The organism is Pajaroellobacter abortibovis, assembly GCF_001931505.1.
GTDB lineage: Bacteria > Myxococcota_A > Polyangia > Polyangiales > Polyangiaceae > Pajaroellobacter > Pajaroellobacter abortibovis.
Window position 1 is genome coordinate 1 of the sequence record NZ_CP016908.1, and the last position, 15,362, is coordinate 15,362.

At 47.7% G+C, this 15,362-nt stretch carries 12 protein-coding genes; 5 read left to right on the top strand and 7 right to left on the bottom strand.

What is annotated here, in order from left to right:
- The first annotated feature begins 208 nt into the window (after positions 1-208).
- From dnaN to clpB, 4 genes are all read left to right on the top strand, one after another.
- Entirely contained in the window at positions 209-1,363 is a 1,155-nt protein-coding gene (dnaN, locus tag BCY86_RS00005) for a DNA polymerase III subunit beta (RefSeq protein WP_075275866.1), read from the top strand.
- A complete protein-coding gene (gene recF / locus BCY86_RS00010; RefSeq protein ID WP_075275867.1) occupies positions 1,360-2,496 on the top strand; it encodes a DNA replication/repair protein RecF in 1,137 nt (378 codons plus the stop codon). The genes dnaN and recF overlap by 4 nt, the downstream gene beginning before the upstream one ends.
- A 75-nt stretch (positions 2,497-2,571) precedes the next feature.
- Positions 2,572-5,106 carry a DNA topoisomerase (ATP-hydrolyzing) subunit B gene (gyrB, locus tag BCY86_RS00015; RefSeq protein WP_075275868.1) on the top strand — a complete coding sequence of 845 codons (2,535 nt, stop codon included), beginning with the start codon at positions 2,572-2,574 and terminating at the stop codon, positions 5,104-5,106.
- A gap of 188 nt (positions 5,107-5,294) precedes the next feature.
- Positions 5,295-7,925: an ATP-dependent chaperone ClpB gene (clpB, locus tag BCY86_RS00020; RefSeq protein ID WP_075275869.1), complete on the top strand. Its 2,631-nt coding sequence runs from the start codon at positions 5,295-5,297 to the stop codon at positions 7,923-7,925.
- A 44-nt stretch (positions 7,926-7,969) separates the two neighbouring features.
- Here the strand turns inward: clpB and BCY86_RS00025 are convergent, their stop codons facing one another.
- Positions 7,970-8,770: a purine nucleoside phosphorylase YfiH/LACC1 family protein gene (locus tag BCY86_RS00025; protein ID WP_172824744.1), complete on the bottom strand. Its 801-nt coding sequence runs from the start codon at positions 8,768-8,770 to the stop codon at positions 7,970-7,972.
- A gap of 135 nt (positions 8,771-8,905) precedes the next feature.
- Between BCY86_RS00025 and BCY86_RS00030 the strand changes: the two genes are divergently transcribed.
- Positions 8,906-9,559 (top strand): ABC transporter ATP-binding protein, encoded by a 654-nt coding sequence (locus BCY86_RS00030; protein WP_075275871.1) that lies wholly within the window; start codon positions 8,906-8,908, stop codon positions 9,557-9,559.
- Here BCY86_RS00030 and bioD read toward each other — a convergent pair.
- From bioD to aroC, 6 genes are all read right to left on the bottom strand, one after another.
- Entirely contained in the window at positions 9,553-10,218 is a 666-nt protein-coding gene (bioD, locus tag BCY86_RS00035; protein ID WP_075275872.1) for a dethiobiotin synthase, read from the bottom strand. The genes BCY86_RS00030 and bioD overlap by 7 nt on opposite strands.
- Positions 10,203-11,324 (bottom strand): aminotransferase class I/II-fold pyridoxal phosphate-dependent enzyme, encoded by a 1,122-nt coding sequence (locus tag BCY86_RS00040; RefSeq protein ID WP_075275873.1) that lies wholly within the window; start codon positions 11,322-11,324, stop codon positions 10,203-10,205. Before BCY86_RS00040 ends, bioD begins: the two co-directional genes overlap by 16 nt.
- A gap of 78 nt (positions 11,325-11,402) precedes the next feature.
- Complete coding sequence (locus BCY86_RS00045; protein ID WP_075275874.1) at positions 11,403-11,699, bottom strand: cell division protein ZapA; 297 nt, start codon at positions 11,697-11,699, stop codon at positions 11,403-11,405.
- Positions 11,700-11,709: 10 nt separating this feature from the next.
- Positions 11,710-12,507 carry a hypothetical protein gene (locus BCY86_RS00050; protein WP_156864922.1) on the bottom strand — a complete coding sequence of 266 codons (798 nt, stop codon included), beginning with the start codon at positions 12,505-12,507 and terminating at the stop codon, positions 11,710-11,712.
- Positions 12,508-12,539: 32 nt separating this feature from the next.
- The gene (locus tag BCY86_RS00055; protein ID WP_075277479.1) at positions 12,540-14,117 is read right to left on the bottom strand and encodes a bifunctional shikimate kinase/3-dehydroquinate synthase; all 1,578 of its coding nucleotides are present in this window, start codon (positions 14,115-14,117) and stop codon (positions 12,540-12,542) included.
- A 29-nt stretch (positions 14,118-14,146) separates the two neighbouring features.
- Positions 14,147-15,316: a chorismate synthase gene (gene aroC, locus BCY86_RS00060; protein ID WP_075275876.1), complete on the bottom strand. Its 1,170-nt coding sequence runs from the start codon at positions 15,314-15,316 to the stop codon at positions 14,147-14,149.
- Positions 15,317-15,362: the final 46 nt, after the last annotated feature.

Sequence of the window (15,362 nt, forward strand, 5' to 3'; positions counted from 1 at the left end):
TTATCCACATTTTCCACAACCTTTACTACTACTGACAATTATTAATTTTAAATAGAGATGGAGAGGAGAGATCAAAACCTGAGTGAAAGCTCACAGCAGGTGAGAAAAAAGAAACTTGAAAGTGGCTTTAGCTTATACTTCTCTGTGAAAAGCTTCTAAAAATCTCATGCGGGCAGTTACTCTCACGCTCTTGAGAAAGGCAAGGATAATGGAATTTACAGTCAGTAAACGAGAACTTCTTAGGCTCATGGCAAGGATGCATGGAGTTGCTGAGCGGAAAAGTACAATGACTATCCTTTCCAATGTTTTCGTCCTTGCTCGCGAAGGGAATGTTCACTTATCTGCTACAGATCTTTATTTGGGTGTAACGGGAAGGACCGCTGCTGAAGTTACAAAAGAAGGGAAATTGGCTGTTTCAGCACGCGACTTTTTAGAGCGTATTAAAATGATGCCAGAAGGTCCTCTTCAGATCCTGACGCAAGATCATTCAGCGCTGGTTATCAAAGGCTCAGGAACAGCGAGACGCTATACACTGCGCGGAATACCAGGGGATGATTTTCCTCGCCTTCCCAGCCCTTCTGAGGGGGCTGAAGCGCTCACGATAGGAGCGCAGCTTTTTGGAGAGCTAATCAGCAAAACCTATTTTTCAGCTTCTGTTGATGAAACGAGAGCTCACCTCAATTCCGCTCTTTTTGAGTGGGAAAATGATACCGTTCGTATGGTATCTACAGATGGTCATCGGCTTTCCAAGATGGAAATGAAAGTTGGGAAACAGACGGCTTCAGCGAGAGCGAGAATGTTAATCCCTCTTAAAGCTCTCCATGAGCTTCGACGTCTTTGTGAAGACGTTAGTGCGGGGGTTTTCCAAAAAGAGGGCTCTAAATCAGATCAGAAAGGCCTTATTTCCATTATGCAGAGCCAATCTAATGCTTTTTTTGAGGGGTCTGGAGTCTGTTTTAGCGTCAAGTTGGTTGATGCCCAATTTCCTCCTTACACTCAAGTGATCCCAAAGACATCCAGCAAAAAGTTCGTTATCCGGCGTGCCACATTTGCAGAAGCTCTTCGAGCTGTTTCTATTGCAGCAGGCGAGCGAATTGCTGGCGTCAAGTTGGTTTTAAACGCCGGTACCGTCCGAATTCTCAGTGAGTCACCGGAAGGTGGAGATGGCCTCGATGAGCTCCCAATTGAATATGGAGGTCCTTCTATTACAGTTGGTTTCAATGCGAAGTACTTTCTCGATGTGCTTACAGCGATGAATGAGGAAGAAGTTGAAGTTCTTTTGAACGGGGAGCTGGATCCTGCTCTTATTCAACCTGTTGGTGATAAAGATTGTGTTTTTGTAATCATGCCTATGCGCGTTTGAACGAGGGTATAGATCAAGCCCACCCTGTAAATACAGGGGCTCTTCTGACGAAAGAGGTAGAAATCCGCTCTCTTAGAAACCTTAGATCAGTTAATTGGGAGCCTGCCGAAAGGTTTAATATTCTTGTAGGAGATAATGGGCAAGGGAAGACCAGTCTGCTTGAAGGTCTCTATCTTCTTTCTACTTCTCGTAGTTTTCGTGGATGTAAATTGGCTGAACTGGTCACTCATGGAGAACAGATTGCAAGCATTCGAGGGATTTATCAAAAAGGGGGGCGAGATAGAGAACAGACAGTCGGAATCAGAAAAGGGGTTCGAGTTGTCCGGATGGAGGGGAAAAAACCGAAAAACCTTGCTGTCTATGCAATGGAGACTCCTATTGTTGTTTTTTATCCTTTGTCGATCCAGCTTTCGATGGGGGGGGGGAGTGAGAGGAGGAAGCTTCTCGATAGGGTTGGTCTCTATTTTTCAGAAACGGTCCTTGACGATTTGAACTCCTATCAACGAGCGCTTCATGCCCGTCAGCGTATTCTTCAGACGCGTGGAATTTGGGAAGCGGACATTGATGGCTGGGAGAGGTTGATCGCAGTGCATGGTTTTTCCCTTTTTAAAACGCGAACGAGAGCAGCAGAAAGTCTGGCTCTGGCTGCAAAAAAAGTCTTTGATCGCGTTGGTCCCTCCCTTTTTGATTTGGCGTTCGAGTACATAAGTAATGTTCCCAGTGACGAGCAGCAGTATCAGGGAATATTAAGAGAAAAGCGGGTCTCCGATGTGCGCCGCAATACTCCCGAAATAGGACCTCATAGAGATGATGTTGCGCTTCATCTTAATCAGACTCCCGTACGGGGTTTTGCTTCGCAGGGACAACATCGAACGGTAGCGCTAACTCTTAAGCTAGCTGAGATGGCTATCTTGCGTTCCTTGACAGGCCTCAATCCTATTTTTTTACTCGATGATGTGTTGAGCGAGCTCGACCCTTCTCGCGTGAGCGCCCTGCTTTCTTTTCTTCTTGAAAACAAGGGGCAAGTTTTCTTAACAACAACTGACCCGGATTTGCGGAGCAGTTGGTCTCTTCTTCCTCATTCGTGTTCTGCACGATTTTTGGTTCGAGAGGGGACAGTTCGATCTCTTTAAAGTCCTTCTTATCTCTCTCTCAGGATGAGCAGCCCTTTCCATTCTCCCCCATTTCATGATAGAACCAACCAATTAATGAACGAAAGGCTACTTTCCCCTCCTTCTTCTCGACATTCTTCCTATAGCAGTAAAAGTATCACTGTCCTTGAGGGGCTTCAGGCGGTTCGAAAGAGACCTGGGATGTACATCGGGGATGTCCACGATGGCTCCGGCCTCCATCATCTGATATGGGAAGTCGTTGATAATGCGGTCGATGAGCATCTAGCTGGATTTTGTACGAGCATTGAAGTCACTCTCCACTTTGATGGCTCTGTTACAGTTAAGGATAATGGTCGTGGGATTCCGACCGGTATGCACGCAAAAGGGGTCAGTGCTGCGGAAGTGGTGATGACTGTTCTTCATGCTGGCAGCAAATTTGACCACGCGAGCTATGATGTATCTTCGGGGTTGCATGGAATTGGGGTTAGCGCAGTTAATGCAGTTTCGGAATGGCTGAAATTGGAAGTTGAAAATCATGGGTTGGTTCATTTCCAACAGTATCATCGTGGTACCCCTTTAAACCCTCTCAGCGTCGTTGGAGAAACCAATAAAACAGGGACAAAAGTCTCTTTTAAACCCGATGCGGAAATTTTTACCAATACTCACTTTCAGTACGATCTCATCGCCAGTCGACTTCGGGAACTCTCTTTTCTCAATGCTGGGCTGGCGATTGCTTTAAAAGATGAGCGAGAAGAAAAACCGTGTTCAGAAATATTTGAATATCGGGGGGGGATATATGAATTTATTGAGCTCCTCAATAAGAATAAAGAACCTATTCACCCTCAAGTGATTCATATTCTTGCTCAGCATTCCCCAGGCTCAGAAAAAGAGCAGGATGGTTCTATTCCAGTTACTGTAGAAATCGCCCTTCAGTGGAACTCTACCTACACAGAACAGGTTTTTTGTTACACCAATAATATTCACAACCGAGATGGGGGGACTCACCTCACGGGATTTCGATCTGCTTTAACTCGGGTTTTTAATCAGTATGGGACTGAGAAAAACCTCTTTAAAGATATTAAAAGTGGACTGACAGGGGAAGATATCCGAGAAGGCTTGACGTGTGTGATCAGTGTTAAACATCCGGATCCTTCTTTCGATTCTCAGACCAAATCCAAGCTTGTTTCCAGTGATGTCAAGAGCATTGTGGAAGCTGTGGTGATGGACAAATTCAGGCAATTCTTTGAACAAAACCCAGCTGTCGCGAAGAAAATCATTGAGAGGTCGATTCTTTCAGCAAAAGCGCGTGAGGCTGCGCGGAAGGCGAGAGAAGGTGTGCGGAAAGGGCAACTCGACACGAGTTATTTGTTGGGGAAACATGCGGATTGTCAGTCTAAAGATCCGACGGAATCCGAAATTATTATTGTAGAAGGGGTCAGTGCAGGGGGTACAGCAAAGCAAGGAAGAAACAGAAGATTTCAGGCTATTCTCCCCTTGCGTGGCAAGATCCTCAATGTGGAGCGCGCCCGGATTGATAAGATGCTCTCTTCCAATGAAATCGCCCTTCTGATTTCTGCTCTTGGTTGTGGTATTGGAGAGGGGAACTTCAGCATCGAAAAGCTTCGGTATCATCACATTATCCTGATGACAGATGCGGATATCGATGGGAGTCACATCCGGACACTGCTGTTGACTTTCTTCTATAGGCAAATGCCTGAAATCATTGAGCGTGGATATCTCTATATCGCCCAGCCCCCCCTTTTTCGTGTAAAGAGAGGGAAGAAAGAGGAGTATTTAAAGGATCAGGCAGCGTTAGATAAATGGTTTTTGGATCGGGGAGTGGAAGGGATTTCCGTAAGAGCTTTGCAAGGCCCCATCTTGAGAGGAGATCCTCTCTTTCGACTGGCCGAAAAGCTGCAAACGTTCCGGCGGACCCTTCTTAAGATGGTCCAGGATACACGAATGATGATGGAGATTCTGTCCTTGGGAGGTCTTACTTGCATGGAACTCAGAGAAAAAGAGAAGGTGGAGCAATTTGTATCCCTCCTCCAGGCTCGTTTAGAAGAGAAGCATCCCTCTTTGGTCCCGCTCCAAATCACGATTTCATGGGAAAAGGAGCACGGAGCAGCTTCTCTTCACCTGGTTCCCTCCTCCAGCTCGAGTAGTCGACCGGTTCTTTTCAATTGGGAATTGATTAACTCTCCCGAGTATGAAGAGCTCTATTCGCTTTACCAGGATATTGCTTCAATCGGATCGCCCCCCTATTTTGTGAAGGAATACAGAAACAACTTTTCTTCATCTTCTCCATCCGAGGAGGATGGGCAAGAGCAACCCCCTACAGAAACGTCGGAAGGGCATCTTTTGAGAGATGCGTGGGCTCTTTGGGAGTTCATTGATGCGAGAGGACGCAAGGGGACTCAGATCCAGCGTTACAAAGGGCTAGGGGAGATGAATCCTGAGCAGCTATGGGAGACAACACTTAATCCTGAAGCGCGTATGATGCTCCAGGTAAAAATAGATGATGTGGTTCAGACTGATCAATTATTTACGATTTTGATGGGTGATCAGGTCGAACCGAGGCGCCAGTTTATCGAAGGAAATGCTTTGAGCGCGAGGAATCTAGACGTTTAGTAGAAGCGAGAAACTGCGCTGAAGGTGGTTTTTTCGCTTAGATGTGGGTCGAGGTTTCGAAAGGCGAAAGAAAAAGTTAATCCTTTTATGGATTGCAACTTTAAAAGTCGAGTTTATTCTTTCTTTTAAATACGATGCAGTACATGGGGTGGGGAAGCTGCTCTACCTTGAGCTGGAGGGTTGATCGAATGAATGCTGAGAAATTAACGACAAAAAGTCACGAAGCTTTTCAAGCAGCTACTAAAAATGCATCACAGTCCGGCCATCCTGAACTTGTTCCTGAGCACCTGATCCTCGCGTTGTTAGACCAAGAACAGGGGATTGTGTCTGCCCTCTTTCAAAAGGCGGGAGGGAATGGAGATAGGCTAAGAAACAGTCTCCAGCAACACCTAAAAGGCCTCCCCCGTGTCAGGGGGGGGGCTGGGCCTTCCCCTTCTAGGCGAATGATGGAATTGATGCAGCGTGCTGAAGAGGAGAGCAGTAAGCTCAAAGACGAATACATTTCTGTAGAACATTTCTTGCTTGCTGCTTCAAAGCACGACAGCGAAATTTCGTCTTTGTTAAAACTTGCGGGGGAGGTTACTTACGATAAACTTCTTTCTGCTTTGGCAGAAATTCGCGGTAGCCAGAGGGTAGCGGATCGGGATCCGGAAGATAAATTTCAGGCGCTTGAAAAATACTGCCAGGATTTAACAGAGGCAGCTCGAAAGGGGAAACTTGACCCTGTGATTGGGAGGGATGAAGAGGTCCGCCGTGTGATGCAGGTCCTTTCAAGGAGAACGAAAAATAATCCTATTTTAATTGGTGAACCCGGTGTTGGGAAAACAGCAATTGTTGAGTGCATCGCCCAGCGGATAGTGAGTGGAGATATGCCTGAGTCCCTTAAGAATAAGCGGTTAATTTCGCTCGATATGGGCTCGTTAATTGCAGGAGCAAAATATCGAGGTGAATTCGAGGATCGCTTAAAGGCTGTTCTCAAAGAGGTGGAGAATGCAGCGGGAGGAATTATCCTCTTCATTGATGAGATTCACACCATTGTGGGAGCGGGTGCAGCTGAGGGTTCACTGGATACGGCGAATATCATTAAACCACCTCTTGCTCGAGGGATGCGGTGCATCGGGGCAACCACGACGGGTGAATATAATAGGAAGATACAACCAGACCCTGCTCTCGATAGGAGATTCCAGCCAGTTTTCGCGTCTCAGCCCTCTGTGGAAGATACCATTGCGATCTTGCGAGGGATTAAAGAGCGGTATGAACTACACCACGGCATCCATATTCAGGATGCTGCGCTTGTGGCAGCTGCTACACTATCGGATCGTTATATCACCAATCGCTTTTTACCGGATAAGGCGATCGATCTGGTGGATGAGGCAGCAGCAAAAATTAAGATGGAAGCGGACAGTATGCCTGCTGAGATTGATCAGGCTCAACGCCGTCTCACCCAGTTGCAGATCGAAAAGGAAGCTATTAAAAAAGAGCGGGATGCCAATTTACAAAGCCGGTTAGATCCGATTGGGCATGAAATTGCCGATCTTGAAGCGCAAATTAGAACGATGCGAGCCCAGTGGTTACGTGAAAAAGAACTCATTGAGAATATGCGGGGCTTTCAGGATCAGCTTGAGACCTTGAGACTAGAAGCAGCAAAGGCGCAGCGTGAAGGAGAGTTAGGTCGAGCCGCTGAGATTTTGTATGGCAAAGTCCCAGAGCTTGAGAAAAAACTCGAAGAATGTCGGGGCGAGTTTGCTAGGATACAAGAAAAAGAGGCTTACCTGCGCGAAGAGGTCACAGAACAGGATGTAGCCGCGATTGTAGCGAAGTGGACGGGGATCCCGGTTACTAAGCTCTTGCAAAGGGAGGTGGATAAGCTGCTTCATTTAGAGGAGCATTTGCAGAAGCGGGTGGTTGGTCAAGAAGAAGCAGTTGCAGCGGTGTCTAAAGCAATACGCCGCTCTCGAGCGCGGTTGGGGGATGAGAAGCGACCGATAGGCAGTTTCCTGTTTTTAGGACCTACGGGTGTAGGTAAAACGGAGCTTGCAAAAGCAGTTGCTGAATTTTTATTCAATGATGAGCGTGCCATGGTTCGGTTGGATATGAGCGAATACATGGAAAAGCATACCGTTTCGAGACTTCTTGGCGCGCCACCTGGGTACGTGGGATATGGAGAGGGAGGGCAGTTGACAGAACCAGTTCGAAGACGCCCCTATTCTGTGATTTTGTTTGATGAAGTGGAAAAGGCTCACCATGATGTATGGAATGTTTTGCTTCAGGTTTTGGATGATGGTCGCCTTACGGATGGGCAAGGGCGCACGGTTGATTTTAAGAATACTGTGCTCATTTTGACCAGCAATCTTGGCTCTGCTGCAACTGCTTCTCTGGAGGAGCAAGTTGGGCTTTCTGCAGAGGAGAGGAAAAAAATGACTCACGCGATTGTGCTAGCAGAAGTTCGTCGCGCGTTCCGACCTGAATTCATCGCGCGGTTGGATGATATTCTCGTGTTCAATCGCCTGGAGAGGCAACAACTCGCGCGTATCGTCGAAATTCAATTGCAGCGAGTTCTTCAACGCCTCTCGCGTCAAAATTTCGCTATCGAATTCACATCCGAGGCAAAAGACTTTCTGGCAGAAGTTGGGTGGGATCCTACTTATGGTGCACGACCCATAAAAAAAGCCATACAGCGTTATATGGAGGATCCGTTGGCGATAAACATCCTATCGAGTGAGGTGTTGCCAGGAAGCACCATTCGTGTGGATCATCAGGCAGAAGCAGATGAGTTGGAATTCGTCTTTTCTGCTCCCACTGTTGCTCCAACTGCCTGAGAGAGGGGCCGTCATTTTTTTTCTTTTTCTACCTGTGCTTTCTCTTAGGAAGAGGGAGTATTAGCAGCTCGCGCTTCGATTAAAGAAAGAAGTCGTCCTGCGCGTTCTCCATCCCGTCGGTAGGAAAAATAGAGTTCCTTGTTGCAATAGGTGCATCCTCCTACGTTTTCAATGCATAGGGGGGGGATCGATCTGGTCTCTAATTGACTGCGGGCTGCTTTTCTGAGGTTGACGTACCTTTTCTCGTGATGGGAGCGTTCAATCACATGTGGATTGGAGCAGCTGTCGACAATCGCTTCTGCAGTTGCCCTTTCTACTTCAAAACAGCATCCTCCAATGCAAGGTCCTGCGGCGATGAGAAGAGGAAATGCACCGAGATGATCCATGAAATCCAACGTGGCAGGAATAATCCCCTTCACGATCCCTTGCCAGCCTGCATGAATGCAGGCAACCATACCTGTTGTAGGGCTTGCACAGAGCAAAGGGACGCAATCAGCAGTAAAAACAGCGACAGTAGGTTGTTCCTGATAGGGCATAGATTGAGCAACGATGGCATCAGCTTCTATGGTTTGAGATTGAATAGGATCCCCCTGTGCTAGAAAAACATGGTTTCCATGGACTTGTCGAACGCAATAAAAATGTTCTGAACTGAGCCCGAGCTTTTTCTGAACACGCCATATATTTTCTTGAAGATCGATCAGCTGCTGTTCTCTAGGAACAGAGGATTGTGGGGCGATCGAGAAATTGAGCGAATCACAGGGGAGAGAGCTTACTCCACCTATTCGTGTAGTGAAGCCATGACGAAATCCTGCTGCTGTTAGCAAGGGACTTTGATGGATCAACATATTCCTTAACTCTAGATCAGGCATCGATAGACAAGATAGATATCATATTCCTTTCTTTTTTTCTTCTGTGCGGTCATCTTTCTCTTTTACTCTGTCTAAGTATCCTCTCTGTTTTTCAAGCTTGATGTTAATTCGATGAATGCAACACCTTCTCTTCTGTTCAAGACTTGTAACCTAACCAAGATTTATGGTTTGCATCGGATCCTTGTAGATGTCTCTATTGATTGTTACAGCCATCAAATCAGTATTATCCAAGGGAAAAATGGGGCGGGGAAAACCACGTTATTGCGGTTGTTAGCGGGGCTGATCAAACCCACCAGGGGGAATATCCTCTGGGTCGGAGGAGAGAGACCACAGATCGGTTGGGCGGGGCACGAATGCTCGTGTTATGAATCGCTCTCAGCGAAGGAAAACATTGCATTTTCTGCGAGCCTTTATGGTATTAACCCGGAGAAAGCATGGGCGTGGGCGTGTGATTGGTTTGGCTTAAGTCTTCTTGAGCAACGTCCTTTATCGAGTCTTTCGTTTGGGCAGAAGCAGCGGCTCGCTTTAGCTCGGGCTACGCTTCATCGCCCTTTGATTTTACTTCTGGACGAGCCGATCGGCGGCCTTGATCGGCATTCTTGTGCTCGACTGGAGCAATTTCTGAAGAAGCAAGCAGCAGCAGGGGTTTGTGTTCTTCTGTCTACGCATGACACTTGCTTTGCAGCGAGGATGGGGGATCGTTTTCTTGTGCTCGAGAAGGGGAAAGTGGTTCAGAAAGCTTATCAGAGTGAAGTAGGTCAATGAATCGCTCTCCAGAGTTCAGATAGTCCTTTTGCGATTTCGTGAGGTTGAGCCCGTGGGACACTCCCCAAATAGGGTATTGAACAGTGACGTTGAATTTCATCTGCGTTGGTTCCGGTCGATCGGTCTGCGTCTTTCGGGTGATTCATAATAAATCCAGAAAGTGCGATCCCGCTTCGATACGAGGCTCTTTCGACGGCGATTGTGTCATGGATTGCACCTAATTGATCGGGGACAATCAGAAGCGTCCTTGTCGGATTCAGCTGAACGCATAGATCGACGTTGAGTTGCTTATCAGTCAGGGGACTAAAAAGCCCCCCAGGAAGCTCTACGAGAACGCCATCCGCTTGCTTTCGGATGGATTCGATCTCTTGAACAATAAGATTAAGATCGATCGGAAGATTTTCTTGCCTGCTTGCTTGAGACGGGGAGATAGGTTCTCGGAAGGAATAGCAGCAGGGGAGGGGATGTTTCACGTGCAACGTAGAAACCGCTGCGAGCCGAGCGCTGTCAGACAATTCCGCTTTTTGGGACCCGCTTTCGATCGGCTTGATCGCGATGAATTTTTGCGTTTTTCCTGCAAATAGGGTCAAGGATACAGAAAAATGAGTTTTTCCTATTTCTGTTCCTGTTCCTGTTACCACAATCAGCGGAGTTGGCATGCTAGACTTTCTTTAATACAACGAAGGGCCCATTCAAGATCATTTTCTGAATGGTTTGCTGTTACGGTGAACCGTAAACGCGAAGTTCCAGGAGGTACAGTAGGGGGTCGGATGGCAACTACATAAATCCCTTTGGAAGAAAGATGTTGAGCGAGTGCAAGGGCTCTTTCAGAACTTCCTACAACCCATGGAATAATCGGGCCGTACCCACGGACATCCAACTCAAGTCGCTTGAGTCCTGCTCGAAACAAGGTAGCATTTGCTAACACCTTTTCTCGAAGGAAGGGGCGGTTGGTAAAAGTTCGAAATGCTTCAAGAATATTGGTAGCTGTGCATGGGCTCATCCCTGTAGAGAAAACAAAACTGCGCGCTTTGTTCCATAGCCATTTGATCAGCGTTGAACATCCTGCTGCAAATCCCCCGCTATTGCCGAACGCTTTCCCAAATCCTCCAATGAGAACATCAGGTCGGATATTGGCCTGAGCGCAAAGCCCTTTCCCTTCAGGTCCTAGGACCCCAATCGCATGCGCTTCATCCACGAGAAGGGCGGCGCCGTAAGCATTACAGAGTTTGCGAAGGGATGCGAGATCCGGCGAATCCGCATCCATACTGAAATACGACTCTGTGATGACCCAGGCTCTTTTTTCACATCGATGTCGAAGGTGATGCTCAATAGCTTCCCTGTCGAGATGAGGTACCACCGCAATCCTAGCTTTTGAAAGTCGAGCGCCATCGATAGCGGATGCGTGAATCAGAGCATCGCTTACGATCAGATCCTCTTGTGTTGCAAGTGCGCTTAACGTACCCAATTGAGCTGAATACCCGCTTGTAAAGACCAGCATATCCTCGACCCCCAGCCAATGGGAAAGGGTGTTTTCAAGAAGAAAGAGTTCTTCCTGTTCACTACTGATGAGTCTTGAAGCGCCTGCTCCTCTTTTGCTAGAATGAGCCAGGGTAGATGCGAGACCTAAGTAGTCATTGCTCGCAAACGAAAACAGTTTTTCGTTGGATCTCCTAGACCGCTGCCGGAGAAGATGATTAGAGGCCAGGACCGCGAGTTGTTCTTCTAAGTGAAAGAGCGCTGGAGGAGTGTTTGAATGTTTCACGTGAAACTAAGCTTCTATCTCGTTTTTTCGTTCGAATATTCTGAAGAATGTGTGTAGGAAATCCATGCTTGTCAAACTTTAATCATCCATTATGCTTTCTATCTTTTTGAGAATATGGAATAGAAAATTGTGTGTTTTCGAGTAGAGAGCAGATCGCTGTGCACGCTCTTGTTCAAGCTCATACGCAAGTATGAAGGCGACCAAAATAAATGTGCGGGGGGGGCATTGTTTTGGAGAAGGAAGGAGTTCTTCCAATTTTTGATTAATGGTATCGGCTAGTCGATGGACGAACGCTTCATCCTCGGAGCTAACAAGGCGTATCCGTTGTCCTCCTACTTCTACTTCAATCGTGTTGGATTTGCTCGAGTCGTGCATGTTGTGATGCTCAAGGAGAAGGAGAGGAAACAGGAGGGACGGAAAGAAGCTGGACAGAAGTGGAGAATGACAGCGTGTGAGAGACTCTAGGATCGCAAGCTAATCTATCAGGGCAAGACCTGCAATCAATCCAAGCGTCTTGACCTATCAAACAAGGTAAAGGAGGGACTGTACTTCGGTTTGCACAATTCGGTTTCCCCTCGCTTTGTTCCAAGTTACGATCGATGGAATCAATTGGGTAGCTAACCAAGCAGGCTATGCAGGCTCTTACTTTAAACTGAAATGGTTTTGTCTCAATCGAGGTTCCTGTACTAGTGCGGCCATATACAGAAAACAGCACGATCATGATTTTGGACTTTGCCGCAGTTGTATCTTTCAGAAATGTTGTCAGACTTTTTGCATTGATTAGGTTAATCGAAGGAGCAGCATATTCTCCCCCCCCATTCAAAACAGGGTTTTGGGCGATAAGGGGGGCTATAAATGTATCGAGCTCTTTCCCATTTTCGTCTTGGACACTCACACGGACCCCTTCGATCACAACGTCTGCAGATTCAGGGATTCCATCTTCCTCTTTTAACGTATTCTGAATAAGTACGTAGGGAGTGTATGTCATCGTTAGAGCTAGATCCATCGTGCCCATCCGAATCAACTTTGCTTGGTCGAGGTTCCCCTGATATTGGCATGATTCTTGGCTTGAGGGAGGAGCAAGTACCCCTTGAATGAGGAGTTCTCTATTGTCTTCTTTGCGAGGGTTGCACCCCGTGAGGGTGGCAGCGATGTATCCTGCAATAAGGAGAGGTTTGAACATTCTTTTTTTTGTCTTCATTCATGTTCTCACAATTAAAACGCTTTTTGTTCGTTCAGGAATCGATCCCCTAGTAAAATTTTTTCGATATCAACGAGAGGAAGGCGCTCTACGCTGGCTTTTCCAATCCCCTTTACCATAGGAAAGAGAAGAAACCGCCCGTCACGTTTTTTATCCCCTTGGATAAAGCGCCATGCAGCTTGCAGCTCATGATGTGCAACGGAGTGCGGGAGTCCAAGACGGAAGAATAAGTTTTGGACGCGGTGCACAAGCGAAAGCGGAATCACCCCCATTGCGTAAGCCATGTAGAGCTCGGCTATCGTGCCGAGGGCGACAGCCTCTCCGTGCAGGTGGCGTGTATACTTGCCTTGAGCCTCTAGAGCATGCCCTAAAGTGTGCCCTACATTGCAGAGCAACCTATTCCCTTGATCGTATGTGTCTTGTCGCACGATCTGAATTTTGGTTTTTATTGCGTTCTGCATGCATGGAAGAAAGCGCTCAAATCTGTTTTCTGTGAGGTTCTCCGCGTTGTTTTCGAGATCGACAAAAAGAGGCTCATGGGCAGCCAGTCCGATTTTGACTATTTCTGCGAGTCCTGCTCGAAATTCCCGCACAGGGAGCGTTTCCAAATGGGCGATATCAATTATTCCGGCAGAAGGAAAAGAATAGGTCCCTATGAGATTTTTACCCAATCGGTGATTGAATCCGGTTTTTCCACCTACTACGGAGTCCGCCATCGCGAGTGATGTTGTGGGGACCTGGATGGCCCTGATCCCACGCAGGAGGGTGGAGGCAGCAAAGCCGGTGAGATCCCCTATCACTCCTCCCCCTAGACTAAGCAGAATGGTTTTCCGATCGATGCCAAGTGTGAGTGCAGATTCCCAAATAGAACTGATCGATTCGAGTGTTTTGGAGATCTCTCCTGGAGACAGGATCAATTGATGAGTTATCTCTTGAAAAGGAGCCAATGCTTCTTGGATAAAGGGACCTCTTTTCTGGTGTATGTTGTGATCCGTCACAATCATCAGGGAAGAAGGATTGAATGCAGTGAGTGTTTCTGTCAAAAGAGAGGGGTTGTGAGCTGCGAACAAGATCGGATAGCTTTTGGTCCCGATGGGGACAAGAGCGACCTCACGCTCTATTGTGCGGAGGATGTTTTCGATGATTTGATTTACGGTGTGACTCTCTGTGGAGAGGGACAGGTGGCATTCCGCGTAAGCTTCATGCCGCTCTTCGAGCAGTTCTTCTATCCGTTTGAAAAGATCGGAGTTTGTGAAAAGAGGACGTTTTTCCTGTGCTTTTTGAATTCGCTTGGCGAGCGCTGATGGGGTCGCCGTCAAGGTGATCACCCAACTTTTTTCGAGAGCGACATGCCGTGTTGCGCGATGCATCAATGTGCCGCCCCCACACGCGATCACCTGGGGAGTCCCTTCCATCAACAGACGTTGAAGTAGCTTTTGCTCTTCGCTCCGAAAAGAAAGTTCCCCTCGCTGACGAAACCAGTCTGCTATGGATATCCCGTGTGTTTGCGCGAGAAAGGTGTCTGTGTCGATGAAGGGGAGTTGTAAGCGATTGGCTAAAACAGGGCCTAAAGTGCTTTTCCCTGTTGCCATGAAGCCGCTGAGAAGAATAGGTTTGGTTTTCAATAGTCTCGAACTTGAGATTGATAGGATTTTGCGTTTGTCAGGAATTCTTGGAGGCCATCTCCTCCAAATTTTTCGAGGGCTGCTCCTGTGAGGATGATCGCCATCATTGATTCTCCTACCACACAAGCAGCAGGGACGGCACAAACATCACTTCGCTCCGTGATAGCGTGGGTGGGCTCTTTGGTGATGATGTCTACACTGGCCAAAGGGATACGCAATGTGGAAAAGGGTTTCATGATACATTTACAAACGACAGGTTGACCGTTGGTCATCCCCCCTTCTAATCCGCCAGCATGATTGGATAGCCGCACAAATTGAGCGGTGGATCGATCATAAGAAATCGGATCGTGAATGGTCGATCCTACTTGCTCTGAAATGCGGCAAGCGTCCCCTATTTCTACCCCTTTGACTGCATGAATACTCATCATCGCTTGGGCTAAACGCCCATCTAGCTTGTGATCCCACTGGGTGTGGCTCCCTAGCCCTGGGGGGGCCCCCAAAGCGATGATTTCGAAAGTTCCCCCCAGCGTATCTTTCGCGTGAGCAGCAGTTCGAATGATGTCTCTCATCGCTTTTTCGGCAACAGGATCAGCACACGCTAGTTCTGAATCACGTGCGCGTTGCCGGAGAAGAGCATGTGGGATATCCTCTGTGGACGCTTTTACAGGACCGATGGATGTAACGTGACCAAAAATATCAATTTCTAAAAAACTGAGGAGTTTCTTGCAAACAGCCCCCACTGCTGTGCGCAAGGCAGTCTCGCGCGCGCTTGCGCGTTCTAGGATATCGCGTAGATCGTGTCGAAAATACTTGAGCCCTCCTACTAGATCGGCATGCCCAGGCCTAGGCCGTGTCACTGGATTGGAGGGATTGGTCGAAGAGGGGAAAGGGGACATCGCTTCAGCCCAGTTGGGGTGATCGCGATTTTCAATCGAAAGCACAAGAGGAGAACCGAGTGTCTCTCCATGGCGAACGCCCGCTAGGAACTCGATCTGATCATGCTCAATTTTCATCCGCCCCCCTCGGCCGTAACCTCGTTGACGTCGAGCTAGATCTGGATTGATATCCTCAGGAGTCAAAGGGAGGCCTGCAGGAATCCCTTCGAGGATGGCTGTAAGGCGCATTCCATGAGATTCACCGGCGGTTACCCAACGAAGAAGAGGCATTGCACAGATGAATGATAGTCTATTTTGAAGGGGTTGGCCATAACCA

Coding starts and splice junctions, on each gene's coding strand:
- dnaN (WP_075275866.1), top strand. CDS start 209: ATGGAATTTACAGTCAGTAAACGAGAACTTCTTAGGCTCATGGCAAGG.
- gyrB (WP_075275868.1), top strand. CDS start 2,572: ATGAACGAAAGGCTACTTTCCCCTCCTTCTTCTCGACATTCTTCCTAT.
- clpB (WP_075275869.1), top strand. CDS start 5,295: ATGAATGCTGAGAAATTAACGACAAAAAGTCACGAAGCTTTTCAAGCA.
- BCY86_RS00025 (WP_172824744.1), bottom strand. CDS start 8,770: ATGTTGATCCATCAAAGTCCCTTGCTAACAGCAGCAGGATTTCGTCAT.
- BCY86_RS00030 (WP_075275871.1), top strand. CDS start 8,906: ATGAATGCAACACCTTCTCTTCTGTTCAAGACTTGTAACCTAACCAAG.
- bioD (WP_075275872.1), bottom strand. CDS start 10,218: ATGCCAACTCCGCTGATTGTGGTAACAGGAACAGGAACAGAAATAGGA.
- BCY86_RS00045 (WP_075275874.1), bottom strand. CDS start 11,699: ATGCACGACTCGAGCAAATCCAACACGATTGAAGTAGAAGTAGGAGGA.
- BCY86_RS00050 (WP_156864922.1), bottom strand. CDS start 12,507: ATGTTCAAACCTCTCCTTATTGCAGGATACATCGCTGCCACCCTCACG.
- BCY86_RS00055 (WP_075277479.1), bottom strand. CDS start 14,117: ATGGCAACAGGGAAAAGCACTTTAGGCCCTGTTTTAGCCAATCGCTTA.
- aroC (WP_075275876.1), bottom strand. CDS start 15,316: ATGCCTCTTCTTCGTTGGGTAACCGCCGGTGAATCTCATGGAATGCGC.